Origin of the sequence: Flavobacterium johnsoniae (assembly GCF_001879205.1) — a bacterium.
GTDB lineage: Bacteria > Bacteroidota > Bacteroidia > Flavobacteriales > Flavobacteriaceae > Flavobacterium > Flavobacterium johnsoniae_A.
Map to the genome: position 1 here is coordinate 110,206 of NZ_MLFK01000007.1, position 17,038 is coordinate 127,243.

Below are 17,038 nucleotides of genomic sequence, written 5' to 3' on the forward strand. Positions count from 1 at the left end.
TTGTATTAATTACAAAATTAATAGGTTTGTAAATAAACAATTTTTTAAAATGGATTTAACCTGGAACGAATTTGAAAGAACAGATATGCGAATTGGAACTATCATTGAAGTAAATGATTTTCCTGAAGCGAGAAAGCCTGCATTTCAACTTACCATAGATTTTGGTGCTGAAATTGGTATCAGAAAATCATCGGCACAAATTACAAAACGCTACCAAAAAGAAGATTTAGTAAACCGTCAAATTGTGGCGGTTGTTAATTTCCCAAGAAAACAAATTGGAAAATTCATGAGTGAATGTCTTGTACTGGGCGCTGTAGGCGAGGAGGGAGATGTAATATTGCTGGCTCCCGATTTTAAAATAGAAAATGGACTTAGGATTGGGTAGTTTTTTTTAGTTTTCAGTCTCAGTTTTCAGTCTCAATCTTCAGGGGAAATAAGGCGGCAGCTGCGACTGAAAACTGCGACTGCGACTGAAAACTAAGAAGTTTTTTTGATCAACTGCTTCAAGATGGCTTGTCCTTCTTCCCAATATTTTAAATCAGAGTCAGAGTTGATATGTCCTTGCTGGCCAACGTTTACGAAATCGCTTCCCCACTGTTCTGCGAAATATTTTTTTCTTTCGAATGAAGCATAAGGATCGTTTTCGCTTGCTACAACTATTGATGGGAATGGCAGTTTGTAAATAGGCATTGGTGAAAAGTTTCTGATTATCTCCGGGGTATGCTGTGGTGAATCTACATCAGCAGGAGCCACAAGTAAAGCGCCAATAATGTTTTTATTACTGTTTGTCGCAGCCCAATGCAAAACTAATGAAACAGCTAAACTGTGGGCTACTAATATTGTTGGTTTGTCTAATCTAGAGGCTTCTTCGTTTAAACGAGCGATCCAGTCTTCTCGAACAGGCTCGTCCCAATTGTCCTGAACTAAACGAATAGAATTTTCGAATTTTTCATGCCAAAAGGTCTGCCAGTGTTTTTCGCCGGAATTTCCTAATCCGGGTAAAATTAAAAGTTGAGTTTCCATTGCCGTGGATTTATATTTAGTGATTATTTTTTAGCTTCTTTAATAATTCTGTTGACTTCATTAACTAAAAGAGGAAAACCCGGTTCAGTCATTCCGTGGCCATAACCGTCTAGTTCGTAAAGTTTAGTTTGTTTGTGTCCAACCAATTTCATCATTCTGGCCATATAGGCGTTTTCTTCATAACGTCCCAGCATTTCTAGTTCGCGATCTCCTGTAATCAATAAAAGAGGCGGAGCATCGGCTCGAACGTGGTATAAGGGTGCGAAATTGTCAATTGTAGGCTGTTTTTCAGGAATTCCGTTTTCTCTTCTAATTTCAAAATGCGTAATACACTGCCCGCTAAACGGAATAAGTCCCGCAATTTTATTAGCATCGATGCCTTCTTTTTGAAGATATTTTTTGTCTAAACCAATCATCGAAGCCAAATATCCTCCGGCAGAATGACCTGAAACAAAAATTAGAGAAGAATCTCCTCCATAATTCCCGATATTTTTAAAGGCCCAGCTCACGGCTGCAGCGGCATCGTCAATGGCTTTTTCGGCTTTTGCTTTTGGAGATAATCTATAGTTAACACCAATAATGGCAAAGCCTTTATTTTTTAATGCTTCCGGAATTTCTTTGCTGCCACCTGTTAATCCGCCGCCATGAAACCAGACAATTGTGGCAAAAGTTTTAGCGTTTTTTGGGTAATAAATATCTAAAACGCATCTTTCGTTAATATAACTATCTGATTTGTTTGTTGCTGTATTGTAATATTGAATGTTCGATTTTGTTTCGTAATCTAATTTTTGGGCAAATGATGTAACTCCAATAAAAAGGAAACTGAGTAATAATAATATTTTTTTCATTTTAAAAAAACTTGAATTGATTATGCGAAGATTCGAGGCCATATTCCAAATCTTCTAAAAGATAAAATCTGCAATCTAAAATAATAAATATATGTATAAAAAAAGTCCAAAATGCGGGACATATTGGACTTGTACTTTAAAAAAAAGTTATATTGGACTAAATATCATCAAAATCAATATCAGTAAAGCTTGTTCTTTGTGTTTCAGCTTTATCAGAACTGTATTCTTTTTTGAAATCTTTTTGGTGTCTTTCAGAGATTACTTCTTCGCCTTTGTGGTTTAAAACGTATGAAGTCATTTCTTCTAGTATTTCAGCAAAAGCACTAAAATCTTCTTTGTATAAATAAATTTTGTGTTTTTTAAAATGAAAAGAACCATCTTCTTCAGTAAATTTTTTACTTTCGGTAATCGTGATATAATAATCGTCAGCTTTAGTAGCTCTCACATCAAAGAAATAAGTTCTTCTTCCCGCTCGTAATACTTTAGAAAAAATCTCTTCTTTTTCTAACATGTCATTTTCTCTCATAATACGTTCTATCATTTTTGGAATTAATAGTACTCAAAAATCATAAAAAATTATCTATTACGCAACAATTAAAGTAATTCTTTTTCCGAAAGTTGTTTTAAATATAACGATGCATAATAGCCTTCTTGATTTATTAATTGATTATGAGAGCCTTGTTGAATGATCCTGCCATCTTCAAGAATGATAATTTTGTCGGCATTTTTAGCAGATGAAACCCGATGACTGACAATTATTGTAGTTTTATCTTTACAAATTTCAAATAGATTATGTAAGATAGTTTCTTCGGTTTCGGTATCAACGGCAGATAAACAATCGTCAAAAAGTAAAATGGCCGGATTTTTTATAATTGCCCTCGCAATAGATACACGCTGCTTTTGTCCGCCCGAAAGTGTAATACCTCTTTCGCCCAAAACAGTATCGTATTGCTTGTTAAATGCTGCAATATTATCATGAACTACCGCATTTTTTGCTGCATCTATTACTTCTTCATCGGTTGCATTTTGATTGCCAAATTTGATATTGTTTTTAATGGTATCCGAAAAAAGGAAAGCATCCTGAGGCACAATCCCAATATTGTTTCTAAGATCATTTAAGTTCAAAGTACTGATCTCATTTCCGTCAATTGTAATCTGTCCTTCTGTAACATCATATAAACGGGAAATCAAAGATAATATTGTCGACTTTCCAGAACCTGTTTTGCCTAAAATAGCCAGTGTTTCTCCTTTTTTTACTGTAAATGAAACATTTTTCAAAGCCTCGATATTGGTATCTTCATAAGTATAGCTCACGTTTTCAAAAGAAATTGAACCCTGGATGTCTGAAGGATTTGGGTTGTTGTTTTTAATTTCGGGCTCAATTTTTAAAAATTCATTTAAACGTTTTTGCGAAGCTTCTGCTTCCTGAACCATTGATGAAACCCATCCAAGTGAAGCAACCGGCCAGGTTAACATATTGACATATAAAATGAATTCGGCTATAGTTCCAATATTCGGAATCGTACCGTTAATGTACATGACACCTCCAAAATAAATAACAACTAAATTACTGATTCCGATAAGTGCGATCATTAAAGGGCCAAACAGAGATTGTACTTTTGCTAAATCTAAACTCTTGCGTTTGCTTTCGTCTGCAAGGTTTACCATATTATTTTGATGTTGATTTTCTAATGAATATGCTTTTATGACTCTTATTCCTGAAAATATTTCCTGGGTAAAACTTGAAACTTTAGATAAATACTGTTGAAAAGTGGTGCTTCGCTTGTTGATTTCTGAACTTAGTTTAAAAATACAATACGATAAAATAGGCAGCGGAAGAATTGTATATAAAGTAAGCAAAGGCGAAACATTATACATATATAGTATAACGATCGCAAAACGAATGAATGTATTTATGGTATACATAACAGCCGGCCCCACATACATACGAACTTTAGAAACGTCTTCGCTAATTCGGTTCATTAAATCTCCGGTGCGGTTTTGTTTATAGAAGTTTTGAGAAAGATTTTCATATTGTTTAAAAACTTCATTTTTTAAATCAAACTCAATATGGCGCGACATTACAATTAAAGTCTGGCGCATTAAAAAAGTTAAAAACCCCGCAACAATAGTTGTTGCAATGATTAACAGTACGTTATGGATTAAATCCTGACGGTAAGAATCAATTACAGCTTGTTTTGTCTGTTCAGCGGCAGGTAATTTATCAAACGTTTCTATCGCATTTAACGACTTGCTGATTAGCTTAGGAGTAAATAAAGAAAATATTTGTGCGATTATGGTGATTAAAATTCCGAGTGAAAAACTATATTTATATTTAATAAAATATTTGTTTAAATAGCTTAATTCTTTCATTTTTTTAAGAGATTCAATATTAGATTGATTTAAATTTGTGAATTATTCTTAATTAAAAGTATAATAAATTACAATTTAATCAAAATAAAAATATTGTATAATTGTTATTTTATAGATAAAAAATTAGCACAAGTGTATTTTTTGTTTATGTTTGAGATGTCTTTTTGACAAATTCATAATTTTAAACAACTAAATAGTAACGCTATGGATGCAACTTTCGCAACTGGAAAGGAACTTCAAAAAATGGATCCTGTTTTTGGTCAATTATCTTTTGACGATCACGAACAAATTGTATTTTGCAATGACAAAGATACAGGTTTAAAAGCAATTATTGGTATTCATAACTCAGTTATGGGACCAGCTTTAGGAGGTACTAGAATGTGGAATTATAATACCGAGTGGGAAGCGTTAAACGATGTTTTACGTCTTTCTAGAGGTATGACTTATAAATCAGCTATTACCGGTTTGAATATTGGCGGCGGTAAAGCAGTAATTATTGGGGATTCAAAAACACAAAAAACGCCTGAATTAATGCGTAAGTTTGGTGAGTTTGTTCACTCTTTAAGCGGTAGATACATTACAGCCGAAGATGTTGGAATGGAAACAAAAGACATGGATACTGTAAGAGATGTAACGCCTTATGTTACAGGAATCTCTGAAGAGAGAGGCGGTTCTGGAAATCCTTCTCCTATTACGGCTTACGGTGTTTATTTAGGAATGAAAGCAGCTGCTAAAAGTCAGTTTGGTTCTGATGTTTTAGATGGTAAAAAAGTATTGGTTCAGGGAATTGGACACGTGGGTGAAACTTTAGTTGAATATTTAACTAAAGAAGGAGCGCAGGTAACTATTACTGATATTAACGAAGAAAAATTATACCAGGTTGCTTCAAAATATAATGCGACAATTTATACTGGTGAAGATTTATACACTGCAGATGTTGATATCTACGCACCATGTGCAATGGGAGCAACAATTAATGACGATACAGTAAATAAAATTAAAGCTAAAGTTATTGCAGGTGCTGCAAACAACCAATTAGCTGATGAGAATGTTCACGGTGCAAGATTGCAGGAAAGAGGAATTTTATATGCTCCGGATTTCTTAATCAACGCTGGTGGAATCATCAATGTTTATGCTGAATTAGAGCATTATGGAAAAGCTGAAATAATGGCTAAAACCGAAAATATCTACAACACAACATTAGAAATTATCGATTGCGCTGTGAAAAACGGAATAACTACTCATAAAGCGGCGCTTACAATTGCTCAAAATCGTATCGATGCGAGAAAAATTGAAAACGCAGCTAAAAAGTAATTTTTTTATAGTTTATAGTCTCAGTCTCAGTTTTCAGGTATTTGGAAACTGAGACTTTTTTTTATTGAAAACTGCCACTGCAAACTGAGACTTTTCCAGATGATTGCAAACTATGACTGAAAACTGCGCGACTAAAAGAGATTTTGATAGTTTCTAAATGACTGAAAACTGCGACTGCAAACTGCGACCGAAAACTGTGGCTGCAAACTGAGACTAAAAACAGACTTTTTTCGCGATTTAATTTTAATATAAGGATTGAAATTCCTAATTTTGCAGACTAATTTTTAAATGTTCTTACGAGGTGGTAAATAGAAGACACATACGGGTTAAAGTAATGCAATCCATTTATGCAATGCATCAAAGCGGTTCTGATAATATGGAAAAAGAAGAGAAGTTTCTTTTTTACAGCATTGACAACATTCAGGACTTATATCTTATAATGCTTTCTTCATTAATTGAAATTTGCAAAAAAGAATCTGTTTTTTTACATCTCTCAAGTAAAAAACATCTTGCCACAGCGGCAGAACGTAATCCGAATGAAAAATTTATTAAAAACAAAATTTTTCAGCTTCTTGCAGAAAGCAATTCTCTTAGCATTGCTTTAGAAAATCGTAAAATCAACAACTGGACATTAAACGACGATTATATCATTTTACTTTTAAATGATATTAAAGCCAGCGATTTGTATAAAAAATACATGAGCAATAATGTAAATACTTTTGAGGAAGATAAACAGTTCATTGCTGATTTGTTTGCAGAAGTTATTGTGCCAAACGATAAATTATATGAGTATTTAGAGGATGATAAATTAACATGGGTTGATGATATTCCGGTTGTAAACACACATATTATCAAACAATTAAAAGCTATTAAAACCGAAGATCCGGACGATTTTAGAGTTCCTAAATTGTACAAAGATGTTGAGGATAAGGATTTTGCTAAAGACTTATTTAGAAGAACAGTTTTGAACGAAGCGGTTCTTGCAAAAGAATATGACGATAAAACACCAAACTGGGACAGTGAAAGAATTGCCGAAATTGATACGATTATCCTGAAAATGGCAATCTGCGAATTTTTAAAATTCCCTTCAATTCCAGTAAAAGTAACTCTTAACGAATATTTAGAAATTGCAAAAGAGTATTCTACGCCAAAAAGCAGTATTTTTATCAACGGAATTTTAGATAACCTTGTAAAAGAACTTGAAGCCAATAAAAAAATGGTAAAAGTGGGAAGAGGGTTGATGTAAAATTGGAATTTCAATCCCGAAGTTTCGGGATAAATAACAAATTTTAATTATTGGTGTCACTCTGAGCGATCCTGATCCCGAAGCCTCGGGACGGGAGAAGAGCCAACTCCAAAGAAAATAGTAATATAAATCAAAAAACAGAATTTAAATTATGGGACAATTAACTCAATTTGCGCCATTTCTATTAATGTTCGTGGTAATCTATTTCTTCATGATCAGACCACAACAAAAAAGAGCAAAAAACGAAAAAGAATTTGAAAGCAGCCTAAAAGTAGGTGACAAAATAATTACTAAAAGCGGTTTCCACGGTAAAGTTGCTGAGCTTGCAGAAACTTCAGTTATCATCGAAACGATGTCTGGTAAACTAAAAATTGAGCGTTCAGCTATTTCTATGGAAATGAGTGCTGCTTTGAATAAAAAGGCTTAATTTTTAAGATCAAAATATTTAGATCCCAAATTCCAATTTAATAATTGGAGTTTGGGATTTTTTTTTAAGTTTACCATAAATTAAGTCCAGTTTTATCTCTTTTCACGAAACGAAATAATCTCACTTGATATTCTTGCAATAATCAAAGACTAACTAACAACCGTAATTTAAACCTAATTTTAATGAAAAACTTAATAATTATTACATTTTGTTTCACCTCGATATTTGGTAAAGCCCAATTAAGTAATCAAAAAAAGAAAGCAGAATTAATAATTATTGGAACTGTACATTTTCCAACAAAAAAAATAAATAAGGATACTATTTATTCAGTTCTGGAAAATCTAAAACCTGACCTAATTCTTATGGAGTCGGATATGACAAATTTCAATTCCGATTTTACATTTAAAAATACATATGATGAAAATGAGTGGAATGCAGTTTTAAAATATAAGAAGAATTATAAAACTACTTTATTCAGGCCAATGGAATTTGAAGGAAGAAATAATTATCGAAAAGAAAATGGGATTCAGAACCCAGATGTAGTTTTAAATGAGATAAATGTTCTTGATTCTTTAAATATCTTATCTAAAAAATATAAAGAAAGTTGGAATCGGTATATCGAATTGTCAAATTCTCTAAATGAATTAGATAATAATTCGTTAAGAGAATTGAATTCAATTTCTACTGACAATCTAGTCAGAGAAAGGCAATTTTACCAATATCAAAAATTAAAAGAAATCGTAGATGAAAATGAGCAGTTTCTTAAGCTGAAAATCGAAACAGCAGCAAAAGATTCCATTTCATTACGAGAGTTGTATAAAAGATATTCTTACTTTGAGGAGTTAAGAAACAGAACAATAATTGATAATATTTTAAAATGGAAAAGTAAATATCCAAACAAAAAAATTGTTGTATTAATAGGTTTCTATCATAGATACTTTCTGGTTAACGAATTAAAATGGAAGCAGAATAAATACAATTTTGAATTGAAAGAATATTATAATTAAAATAATATATCTGACAGGTGTCTGATAAAATAAGGATTTAAGGAGGTAATTTAAATTCGATTTTATGGATGTTAACGCTTTCTTACAAACCACAGGCTCTGTTCAGCAAGATGATAAATTTTCAATAAAAAACCTTTATCAAAGTTTTTAAACTTCGATAAAGGTTTTTTTATTGATTGGAATTTGAAATTTATACAGAGATTTCGGGATTGAAACTTAATTCATCTGTATTTATCATTCAATCCCACATTTGCTAAAATCATTGGAACTACTTTTTCGATTCTCGAAAGTTTCGTTTTTTCCTGTTTTGCACTTTCAATATATTCCAAAAACTCATATTGTTTGTAAGGAGAAAACTTCTCAAAAGCCTCTTTTAAAGCTGGGTTTTTACTCATTTCATTTTCCAAAAGCTCAGAAATAATTGCTTCTTTTTTGGAAGGTTTGATGATTTTTCCCTGCTTTTCGTTTTCAATAGCTTCAGCGATGTATTCTAGAACTTCTTTTTCATTTACTTGATCTTTAGAAGTAAAACGCCATTGTCGAAGCGATTTTGTTTTGTCTTCCTGTGCGTTCAAAAGTTTCTTTTTTTCATCTTTCAGAAAAACACCATTAAAAAACCAAATAGCAAAATATTCTTTAAAACCTCCAAGGCCAAGGACATTTTTTTTCTCATAAACATAAACCGGACCGCCCCATTTTGTGGTTTCTTTCAGTTCAGTTTTATCAAGAATAGATTTAAGAAGTAATAATTCTTCTTCCCATTGACTGCCGTATTTCCAAATGCCTTTATTTTCAGAAGCCGGTTCCAACTATTTTTTTCTTTTAGGTTTTTCGGTTACATCAAAAATTCCTGGAATCGCAGTAAGTTCAGCAATTTTTACAATTACATCAGTTGCTTTTTGGATACTTTCGGCAGGAACATATTCGTATTTTCCGTGAAAGTTATGCCCGCCTGCAAATATATTCGGGCAAGGTAATCCCATAAAAGATAATTGAGATCCGTCTGTTCCACCGCGAATAGGTTTAATAATTGGTTTTATGTCCAATTCGCGCATGGCTTTTTCGGCAATATCCACAATATGTTTTACCGGAAGTACTTTTTCTTTCATGTTGTAATATTGGTCTCTTACTTCAGTAATTACAATATCTTCTCCAAATTTCTTAGCGAATTTTTTATTGAACTTTTTGGCGATTTTTCCAATCAGTTCTTTACGTTTCTCGAATTTCTTTTTATTGTGGTCACGAATAATTAGTTCTAAAACAGTTTCTTCAATGCTTCCTGTCAAATGGTGCACGTGGAAAAAACCTTCATAACCTTTAGTTTCCTGTGGTGTTTCTCCTGTCGGTAGTTCGTTAATAAACTCGTTGGCAAGCAGCATTGAGTTGATCATTTTTCCTTTGGCATAACCAGGGTGAACACTTTTTCCTTTAAAAGTAATTTTAGCTCCGGCTGCATTAAAGTTTTCATATTCTAATTCGCCAATCTGGCTCCCGTCCATTGTGTAGGCCCATTGAGCGCCAAATTTTTCAACATCAAAATGGTGTGCGCCGCGACCAATTTCTTCATCAGGAGTAAAACCAATTCTAATTTTTCCGTGTTTAATTTCCGGATGCTGAATAAGGTATTCCATAGCCGAAACAATTTCGGTAATTCCTGCTTTATCATCGGCACCCAGCAAGGTAGTTCCATCTGTTGTAATAATAGTCTGGCCTTTGTACTGCAATAAGTCTTTGAAATAATCAGGAGATAAGATAATGTTCTTTTCGGCGTTTAAAACGATATCTTTTCCATCGTAATTTTTCCAAATCTGAGGTTTTACATTAGCACCGCTAAAGTCCGGTGAGGTATCAAAGTGAGAAACAAAACCAATTGTCGGCACTTCATGATCAACATTACTTGGCAGTGTCGCCATGATATAAGCTTTGTCGTCTATAGTAACATCTGTTAATCCAATTGCTTTTAGTTCTTCGACTAATTTATTGGCAAGATTCCACTGTTTTTCTGTACTTGGTGTTGTTTTTGAATTCGGATCTGATTCAGTGTCAATTGTTATGTAACTGATAAAACGATCTATGATATGTTGCATTTCTTTTTATTTTTAGCAAATATAAACATTTTTTTTAGGAGGTATCTTTTGCAGTTTATCCTGAAAAATAAAAAAAGGATTCTGTTTAGAGAATCCTTCTTGTAGTCGTTTTTATATTTTTAAATGCTTTTTACACATCTAAAACCAAGATGATTGGCAGCTGATCTGACTTCGCCTTTTCCTCTTGTTCCCACCATATATCGTGTGCAGTATTGATCAGTACATAAAAAAGAACCGCCGCGATGTACTCGTTTTATCTGTGTTGGGTCATTAGGGTCGTTGTAGGAATTTGGTCCCTGTGGATTTTTAGCCACTTTTCCGCTTTCGCTTAATGATTTATAATAGTCTACGCTATACCAGTCATTTGTCCATTCCCAGACATTTCCGGACACATCATATAATCCATAGGCGTTTGGTGCATATTGTTTTACAGGAGCAATGCCTTTAAAACCGTCTTCTCCTGTATCGCCGTCTTTAATAGGGAAATGTCCCTGATAAATGTTGGCCTGAAATTTTCCATTTGGTTTTAATGTATTTCCCCAGGCGTAAATTTCTCCTGTTTTTCCTCCTCTAGCTGCAAATTCCCATTCTGCTTCGGTTGGAAGTCTTTTTCCAGCCCATTTTGCATAGGCTGCAGCATCTTCATAAGTAATATGCACAACAGGATAATTTTCTTTTCCTTTAATCGAACTTTCAGGTCCAAGCGGATGTCTCCAATCGGTTTGAGGAACATAAGACCACCATTGTAAAAAATTGTTCAAATTTACGGCAGATGGGGTTGGGGTAAATATTACAGAACCTGTAATTAGATCTTCTTCGGCTGCGGTTGGAAATTCTTCTTTGGTTGGTTTTTGTTCTGCAACAGTAACATAACCAGTCGCTTTTACAAATTTCTCATATTCTTCGTTAGTTACTTCAGTTTCATCCATGTAATAACCATCAACGTACACACGATGAATAGGAGCAGCATCTTTTGTCACGCCGGATAAACTGCATAAACTTTCATCTTCAACATTACTTCCCATCGAGAATTCGCCGCCCGGAATCCAAACCATTCCTTTTGGTGCTTTTCCTGCTGGTTTATTTTTGTTTTCAATAGTGGGTTTAAATGACGCTGCTTCTGAAGTATTTGGGGTTTCGTGACATTCTAAAGCGGTTTCTGTTGTCTTTTCTTTAGGTGTAATGAATTTTGTAACACCATAAGTGATTGAAATTATGGAGATTGTTAGTAAGGCGAAAATCCAAAAGGTTTTATTTTTCATTGTAATGGTTTTTTAGTGGTATTGGGTGTCAATAAGTTGCATCAAAAATATAAAAAATAATTTTTAATAGTATAGTAATTTTATAGATTTAATAAGATTAACTGTCTTTCTCAACCTGAACGACTTCATATTTGTTTTTTCCATCAACCTGAATAGGCTGGTAGTAAGTTTCTCCAAATTTAACATATTTTACATCACCTATTGTTACTTCTTCACCGCCTTCAGGCAGATTATCTACAATGGTTCCGGCAGTTGGAGCGACTACTTTGTAACTGCTGCCATCTTTTTCATAATAAGTTCCTCCGTAATAATAATTGTTTACGGTTCCGGTATTTACAGTTTCGGCACCACTCGGAATATTATTTACCGTTCCTCCAACTGGAGCTGGTACAGCTGTATAACCGCCATTTGTTGAGGTATACCAAACCCCCTGATCATAATGATATTGAGTACTTTCGACACTTACGACAATTGCTGTAACAGCCAGAGTTGCCACGAAAAATCCCCATGGATGCCAAACTGGTCCATAATAAAATGGTGTGTATGGATGAAAATAATACGGATGGTAAGCTCGATATCGATAACCGCCGTATACATACGGAGGACGAACATATGGTCTCGGGCCAGGTCTCACTATGGTATTGCGATTATTTTGTACATGAATGCTGTTATTCACATTAATATTGACATTGTTTCTGTTTCTATTTATGGTATTTCCGCTGATATTGGTGTTTCGGTTACCTGAATTTCTCGTGTTATTATTTATATTATTAATGTTTTGGTTTGAAGTGTTAGGTCTTACGGTTCTGGTTCCAGATCCATTAGATCCAGGTCTTGTTGTTGTTGGTCTGCTTACTGCCGGGCGCGATTGTACAGCAGGTCTTGTTTTCGCTGCACCCCGAACCCCATTGCCGCCACCATGGGCGCGACGCTGCGCCATACCGTCAATAGAAATTAAAAAAAACGATCCGGCTAAACATGCTAATGCTGTTTTTCTTATTGTTTTTGTTATATTTTTCATTTTCAGTGTTTTAAGTTAGATAAAGTTATTAAAAAAAAGAACTTGTATTTAAAAGCAAAGTAAGTATTTTAATATAGTTTATTTTCTGCCAAAGTTTTTAGCAATTCCTAAACCAATTCCCCAGCTGTCATAAGCATTCCATTTAAGGTCATAGCTGAATGTTCCAAATATTTCCCAGTTTTTTGGGAGTTCGTAACCGTATTCTAAACCAACGCGGGTCAGGAAATAGTTTTCTTCTTTAGCAAATTCGCCTCCAAACCCTAAAAGAATACTTAACGATTCATTTGGTTTATAAATTCCCATAACTGCCGGAGCAATCGGATAGCTTCGTTCTACAGTTTCCTTATCTTCATCATTCGCATATACTTTTTCGACTTTAAATTTTTCAATTACAAAATCGGTATGAAGTCCAACAGCCCATTTTTTATGAAACTGAAAAGTGTAATCAACTCCCCAGGCCGGAAGGCTTAATACTTCGCGATTTCCTTCCTCATCCCTTCCTTCAAAAACATGGACATGATTAATTGAAATGCCCATTTGATGATGCGGACTAAAAGCTTTTTCTTTACTTTCCTGAGCGATAATACCGTTATAGTTGATTAAATATAAAATTACGGCCAGAAAAACTGTTTTTCTAAAATAATTAGTAGAGAACATTTTTGAGTCTGTATTAATGAAATATTAATTTTGGAATCCGGAAAAATCAAATTTAATTAATATATACGCCAAACAAGCTCATGATAAGCCTTGAAGTCGTTTCATTTTATAACTTGCAACCTTAAAAAATGAATTTGGTCTGGTTTTTTATTTTTCTATGAAATTGACTTGAAAACTCTTGTAATTTGTTTTCTTTAAAAAAGCACCTTTTTAAACTATAATATTTAAATTTGCAGCCAAAATAACAACAACACAACTCTTATGTATAAATTGATAATTCGCCCGATACTTTTTTGGTTTGATCCTGAAGAAGTGCATTACTTTACTTTTTCATTTGTAAAATTTATTTCCAAAATCCCTGGTGTTTCGTCAATTATAAGATCAATTTATGAAGTAAAAGACGCTCGTTTAGAGAGAGAAGTTTTTGGAATTAAATTTAAAAACCCGGTTGGACTTGCTGCTGGATTTGACAAAAATGCCAAATTGTACAAAGAGCTTTCTGATTTTGGTTTTGGTTTTATTGAAATTGGAACGGTAACTCCCGTAGGTCAGGAAGGAAATCCTAAAAAACGTTTGTTTCGTTTAAAAGAGGATCAGGCAATTATTAACCGAATGGGTTTTAATAACGGCGGTGTTCTTGAAGCTGTAGAACGTCTGAAAAAGAATTCAGGAGTTTTGATTGGCGGGAATATAGGAAAAAATAAAGTTACACCAAACGAAAATGCGGTTGACGATTATATCATTTGTTTTGATGCGTTATATGATCATGTAGATTATTTTGTGGTAAATGTGAGTTCTCCAAACACACCAAACCTTAGAGCATTGCAAGACAAAGAGCCTTTAACGGCTTTATTGCAGACTTTGCAAAACCGAAATATCGAAAAGCATAAAATAAGTACTCAAAAGGTAAAACCAATTCTTTTAAAAATTGCTCCGGACCTTACAGATGAACAATTATTAGATATTATTGATATTGTAAAAACAACCCAGATTGCGGGCGTAATTGCAACGAATACGACTATTTCAAGAGACGGATTAGAATCTCAAAACCAATCTGAAATGGGAGGTTTATCTGGAAAACCATTAACAAAACGTTCTACAGAAGTAATTCGCTTTCTTTCGGAAAAAAGCAACAAGGCGTTCCCGATTATTGGAGTAGGAGGAATTCACTCTGCCGATGACGCGATCGAAAAATTAAATGCAGGAGCAAGTCTGGTTCAGTTGTATACTGGTTTTATTTATGAAGGGCCAGCATTAATAAAAGCGATAAACAAAAAAGTTTTAGGGCAGTAATAGAAGCGCCTGAACAATTAATCCGGCCAAAATTGCGATTCCAAAACTGATTAAGGTTCCGATTAAAACATATTCAGTCAGTTTTCGGTCTTTGGCTTCTTTCAAATCTCCAAATCTAAAAATAGATTTTGCACCCAGTAAAAATCCTATTGCTTCAAAATGTCCGGTTAAGATAAAACCGAATACAAATAAGCGTTCTAAAATACCAATATAATTTCCGGCAGCTATCAGCGAATTATCCTGATGGCTGTTTTGGCTTTCTGGAGCCCAGATCGAAATGATGGTTTTGATAAAAATAGATGTAGGTTTGGTAATCAATAAAATTCCGGTTATTAAAATCCAGAAATTATTTTCCTGCCAAAAGTAGATGATGGTTTTGTTTTGGTATAAAAGTACAACTCCAATTAAAACCAAAATATGTGCAATCTGGTCTAAAATAAACCAAGTGCGTTTTGTTTTGTTTTTTTGGAAATTGAGTTTAATCAGATCGATTATTCCGTGCGTAACAGCAATTAAAACCGCATAAGGAATAAAACTGAGTTCTCCGGCCAGAATTGCAGCTAAAATTCCATGCAGTAAAACATGCAGATACAGGTAGATACTTTGGTGTTTTTTACTTTCTTTATCGGTAACCCAGGAATTAGGCTGCCAGATAAAATCGCCTAACAAATGTGCCAGAAACAGTTTTATAAATAGAATCATGGGGCTGTAAGTTGTTTTATTTGTGTTCTAAAATAACGATCTAAATTCATAACCAAATCAAACTGAGCGCGCTTTTGTCTTCGGCTTACTGCGGCTTGGTTAATACCTAGTTTTTGTCCCAGTTCTTCTTGTGAAAGTGATGGGTTTTCTATGGCAGCAACAACAAATTCAGCCGATTGTGCAAGCCAGTTATCCATAAAAGTCAAAGCCAGCTGAATCATTAAGTTTAACTTTTCATCAATTTCAGCGTCACCGGTTCGCATGGCCAAAGTTACTTTTTGCTTTTTTAAAGTTTCGAAAAGCTCTCCCGAATTTATAAAAGCAGTTCCGTTACTTTCAGATATTCTTTGGGCATTATGTGTTTTATCTCCAAAACCGATACTCATTCTCGCATCAGATTTTAGAGCTCTTAAATGTGCTTTTATTAAAATGGCCGTCAAAAGGGCTTGTTCAGGATTTTTTATTTCAAGTTGAAATTCATCACCCCGGTATACTTCCCATTGACTAGGCGTTTCGCCAAGCGGAGTCAGGATTTTTTTTAAATCCTCAACCCAATGCTGCGATTCCTGTTGTCTCGAACCAATTATGTCACCTGTAATTACACTAGTCATAACAATCAAATATAATTAAAAAATAATAAAACTTGTATTACAAATATAAGTAATATATTTTATTATTACACTTTTTGGTAATATTTAAAAATATTACATTTTTAGGTAATAACATGTGCTATTACATTATTGTGTAATAATGTAAAACTTACATGGGCTTAAAAAGTTTAATAAGCCAGCTTTTAAATGTGCTTGTAGAAGTTCATCTGTCTTTAAAAATAAACAGAACAAAATACTTAATTTTTATTTCTTTAAAAAAGGAACTAACTTAGCCTTAACAAATGAATAAGCTTTGAATAAAGAGATCAAGATTATCGAATGTCCACGAGATGCCATGCAAGGTATCAAGACTTTTATTCCAACAAAAAATAAAGTTACCTATATACAAGCACTGCTTCGTGTGGGGTTTGATACAATTGATTTTGGAAGTTTTGTATCGCCAAAAGCGATTCCGCAAATGCAGGATACGGCCGATGTTTTAGCACAATTAGATTTGTCTCAAACGAGCAGTAAATTGCTGTCGATAATTGCGAATACACAAGGTGCGTCTTTGGCAGCAGAACATGAGGCGATTCAATACTTAGGATTTCCTTTTTCTATTTCTGAAAATTTTCAGATGAGAAATACGCATAAAACTATAGCCGAATCTTTAATTACTCTTGAAGAAATTCTGGAAATCGCTGATAAAAAAAATAAAGAGGTTGTAACCTATCTTTCGATGGGTTTTGGAAATCCATACGGGGATCCGTGGAATGTTGAAATTGTAGCCGAGTGGACTGAAAAACTGGCCGGAATGGGTGTTAAAATTTTGTCACTTTCTGATACTGTTGGAAGTTCTACGCCAGATGTTATTACATATTTATTTTCTAATTTAATTCCGAAATATCCTGAAATTGAGTTTGGAGCGCATTTGCACACAACACCCGACAGCTGGTTCGAAAAAATAAATGCGGCGGCAAAAGCTGGTTGTATTCGTTTTGATGGCGCGATTCAGGGTTTTGGCGGCTGTCCAATGGCCACAGATAAGCTGACTGGAAATATGCCTACAGAAAAGCTGATTTCTTATTTTACAGCCAATAAAAAAATAACAGGACTTAATTCTTTAAGCTTTGAAAGTGCTTATAACGAAGCATCGAAATTGTTTGGAAAATTTCATTAATAGGGAAT

General features: G+C 33.9%; 18 protein-coding genes. 7 read left to right on the forward strand and 11 right to left on the reverse strand.

The features are described from left to right. The first annotated feature begins 49 nt into the window (after positions 1 to 49). Positions 50 to 385 carry a tRNA-binding protein gene (locus tag BKM63_RS12065; protein WP_071636834.1) on the forward strand — a complete coding sequence of 112 codons (336 nt, stop codon included), beginning with the start codon at positions 50 to 52 and terminating at the stop codon, positions 383 to 385. 92 nt (positions 386 to 477) lie between these two features. On the opposite strand, the gene BKM63_RS12070 is transcribed toward BKM63_RS12065, so the two are convergent. From BKM63_RS12070 to BKM63_RS12085, 4 genes are all read right to left on the reverse strand, one after another. Next, positions 478 to 1,023 carry an RBBP9/YdeN family alpha/beta hydrolase gene (locus BKM63_RS12070; protein WP_071636835.1) on the reverse strand — a complete coding sequence of 182 codons (546 nt, stop codon included), beginning with the start codon at positions 1,021 to 1,023 and terminating at the stop codon, positions 478 to 480. Between the two features lie 23 nt (positions 1,024 to 1,046). Further along, on the reverse strand, positions 1,047 to 1,871 hold the full coding sequence (locus BKM63_RS12075; protein WP_071637350.1) for an alpha/beta hydrolase: 825 nt from the start codon (positions 1,869 to 1,871) through the stop codon (positions 1,047 to 1,049). A gap of 157 nt (positions 1,872 to 2,028) precedes the next feature. Beyond that, the gene (locus BKM63_RS12080; protein ID WP_071636836.1) at positions 2,029 to 2,397 is read right to left on the reverse strand and encodes a PUR family DNA/RNA-binding protein; all 369 of its coding nucleotides are present in this window, start codon (positions 2,395 to 2,397) and stop codon (positions 2,029 to 2,031) included. Positions 2,398 to 2,465: 68 nt separating this feature from the next. Continuing rightward, complete coding sequence (locus BKM63_RS12085) at positions 2,466 to 4,244, reverse strand: ABC transporter ATP-binding protein (protein ID WP_071636837.1); 1,779 nt, start codon at positions 4,242 to 4,244, stop codon at positions 2,466 to 2,468. A 204-nt stretch (positions 4,245 to 4,448) separates the two neighbouring features. On the opposite strand from BKM63_RS12085, the gene BKM63_RS12090 reads away from it, so the two are divergent. From BKM63_RS12090 to BKM63_RS12105, 4 genes are all read left to right on the forward strand, one after another. Beyond that, entirely contained in the window at positions 4,449 to 5,558 is a 1,110-nt protein-coding gene (locus BKM63_RS12090) for a Glu/Leu/Phe/Val family dehydrogenase (protein ID WP_071636838.1), read from the forward strand. A 334-nt stretch (positions 5,559 to 5,892) separates the two neighbouring features. Then, complete coding sequence (gene nusB / locus BKM63_RS12095; RefSeq protein WP_071636839.1) at positions 5,893 to 6,804, forward strand: transcription antitermination factor NusB; 912 nt, start codon at positions 5,893 to 5,895, stop codon at positions 6,802 to 6,804. Positions 6,805 to 6,955: 151 nt separating this feature from the next. Further along, on the forward strand, positions 6,956 to 7,231 hold the full coding sequence (gene yajC / locus BKM63_RS12100) for a preprotein translocase subunit YajC (RefSeq protein WP_071636840.1): 276 nt from the start codon (positions 6,956 to 6,958) through the stop codon (positions 7,229 to 7,231). A 182-nt stretch (positions 7,232 to 7,413) separates the two neighbouring features. Beyond that, on the forward strand, positions 7,414 to 8,238 hold the full coding sequence (locus BKM63_RS12105; RefSeq protein WP_071636841.1) for a hypothetical protein: 825 nt from the start codon (positions 7,414 to 7,416) through the stop codon (positions 8,236 to 8,238). Positions 8,239 to 8,459: 221 nt separating this feature from the next. Here the strand turns inward: BKM63_RS12105 and BKM63_RS12110 are convergent, their stop codons facing one another. The 5 genes from BKM63_RS12110 to BKM63_RS12130 all read right to left on the reverse strand — a co-directional run bounded on the left by BKM63_RS12110 (position 8,460) and on the right by BKM63_RS12130 (position 13,265). Continuing rightward, on the reverse strand, positions 8,460 to 9,047 hold the full coding sequence (locus BKM63_RS12110; RefSeq protein ID WP_071636842.1) for a YdeI/OmpD-associated family protein: 588 nt from the start codon (positions 9,045 to 9,047) through the stop codon (positions 8,460 to 8,462). Further along, positions 9,048 to 10,325 (reverse strand): peptidase T, encoded by a 1,278-nt coding sequence (pepT, locus tag BKM63_RS12115; RefSeq protein WP_071636843.1) that lies wholly within the window; start codon positions 10,323 to 10,325, stop codon positions 9,048 to 9,050. It lies immediately after the preceding gene. Between the two features lie 119 nt (positions 10,326 to 10,444). Continuing rightward, entirely contained in the window at positions 10,445 to 11,587 is a 1,143-nt protein-coding gene (locus BKM63_RS12120) for a formylglycine-generating enzyme family protein (RefSeq protein ID WP_071636844.1), read from the reverse strand. A 97-nt stretch (positions 11,588 to 11,684) separates the two neighbouring features. Continuing rightward, a complete protein-coding gene (locus BKM63_RS12125; protein WP_071636845.1) occupies positions 11,685 to 12,608 on the reverse strand; it encodes a DUF6515 family protein in 924 nt (307 codons plus the stop codon). Between the two features lie 78 nt (positions 12,609 to 12,686). After that, positions 12,687 to 13,265, reverse strand: coding sequence for a hypothetical protein (locus BKM63_RS12130; protein WP_071636846.1), 579 nt, complete (start codon positions 13,263 to 13,265; stop codon positions 12,687 to 12,689). Between the two features lie 261 nt (positions 13,266 to 13,526). Between BKM63_RS12130 and BKM63_RS12135 the strand changes: the two genes are divergently transcribed. Beyond that, complete coding sequence (locus BKM63_RS12135; RefSeq protein ID WP_071636847.1) at positions 13,527 to 14,558, forward strand: quinone-dependent dihydroorotate dehydrogenase; 1,032 nt, start codon at positions 13,527 to 13,529, stop codon at positions 14,556 to 14,558. Here BKM63_RS12135 and BKM63_RS12140 read toward each other — a convergent pair. Continuing rightward, the gene (locus BKM63_RS12140) at positions 14,547 to 15,260 is read right to left on the reverse strand and encodes a DUF3307 domain-containing protein (protein ID WP_071636848.1); all 714 of its coding nucleotides are present in this window, start codon (positions 15,258 to 15,260) and stop codon (positions 14,547 to 14,549) included. The two genes, BKM63_RS12135 and BKM63_RS12140, sit on opposite strands and share 12 nt — an antisense overlap. Further along, positions 15,257 to 15,871: a SatD family protein gene (locus BKM63_RS12145; RefSeq protein WP_071636849.1), complete on the reverse strand. Its 615-nt coding sequence runs from the start codon at positions 15,869 to 15,871 to the stop codon at positions 15,257 to 15,259. The genes BKM63_RS12140 and BKM63_RS12145 overlap by 4 nt, the downstream gene beginning before the upstream one ends. Positions 15,872 to 16,163: 292 nt before the next feature. Here BKM63_RS12145 and BKM63_RS12150 point away from each other — a divergent pair, with 292 nt between their 5' ends. Next, on the forward strand, positions 16,164 to 17,030 hold the full coding sequence (locus BKM63_RS12150) for a hydroxymethylglutaryl-CoA lyase (protein ID WP_071636850.1): 867 nt from the start codon (positions 16,164 to 16,166) through the stop codon (positions 17,028 to 17,030). The last annotated feature ends 8 nt before the right edge of the window (positions 17,031 to 17,038 follow it).

Bases quoted from the DNA above. Each gene is read 5' to 3' on its own strand.
- BKM63_RS12130 (WP_071636846.1), bottom strand. From the start codon at position 13,265: ATGTTCTCTACTAATTATTTTAGAAAAACAGTTTTTCTGGCCGTAATT.
- BKM63_RS12125 (WP_071636845.1), bottom strand. From the start codon at position 12,608: ATGAAAAATATAACAAAAACAATAAGAAAAACAGCATTAGCATGTTTA.
- yajC (WP_071636840.1), top strand. From the start codon at position 6,956: ATGGGACAATTAACTCAATTTGCGCCATTTCTATTAATGTTCGTGGTA.
- BKM63_RS12140 (WP_071636848.1), bottom strand. From the start codon at position 15,260: ATGATTCTATTTATAAAACTGTTTCTGGCACATTTGTTAGGCGATTTT.
- BKM63_RS12065 (WP_071636834.1), top strand. From the start codon at position 50: ATGGATTTAACCTGGAACGAATTTGAAAGAACAGATATGCGAATTGGA.
- BKM63_RS12090 (WP_071636838.1), top strand. From the start codon at position 4,449: ATGGATGCAACTTTCGCAACTGGAAAGGAACTTCAAAAAATGGATCCT.
- pepT (WP_071636843.1), bottom strand. From the start codon at position 10,325: ATGCAACATATCATAGATCGTTTTATCAGTTACATAACAATTGACACT.
- BKM63_RS12085 (WP_071636837.1), bottom strand. From the start codon at position 4,244: ATGAAAGAATTAAGCTATTTAAACAAATATTTTATTAAATATAAATAT.
- BKM63_RS12135 (WP_071636847.1), top strand. From the start codon at position 13,527: ATGTATAAATTGATAATTCGCCCGATACTTTTTTGGTTTGATCCTGAA.
- BKM63_RS12105 (WP_071636841.1), top strand. From the start codon at position 7,414: ATGAAAAACTTAATAATTATTACATTTTGTTTCACCTCGATATTTGGT.
- BKM63_RS12120 (WP_071636844.1), bottom strand. From the start codon at position 11,587: ATGAAAAATAAAACCTTTTGGATTTTCGCCTTACTAACAATCTCCATA.
- BKM63_RS12080 (WP_071636836.1), bottom strand. From the start codon at position 2,397: ATGAGAGAAAATGACATGTTAGAAAAAGAAGAGATTTTTTCTAAAGTA.
- BKM63_RS12075 (WP_071637350.1), bottom strand. From the start codon at position 1,871: ATGAAAAAAATATTATTATTACTCAGTTTCCTTTTTATTGGAGTTACA.
- nusB (WP_071636839.1), top strand. From the start codon at position 5,893: ATGCAATCCATTTATGCAATGCATCAAAGCGGTTCTGATAATATGGAA.
- BKM63_RS12070 (WP_071636835.1), bottom strand. From the start codon at position 1,023: ATGGAAACTCAACTTTTAATTTTACCCGGATTAGGAAATTCCGGCGAA.
- BKM63_RS12145 (WP_071636849.1), bottom strand. From the start codon at position 15,871: ATGACTAGTGTAATTACAGGTGACATAATTGGTTCGAGACAACAGGAA.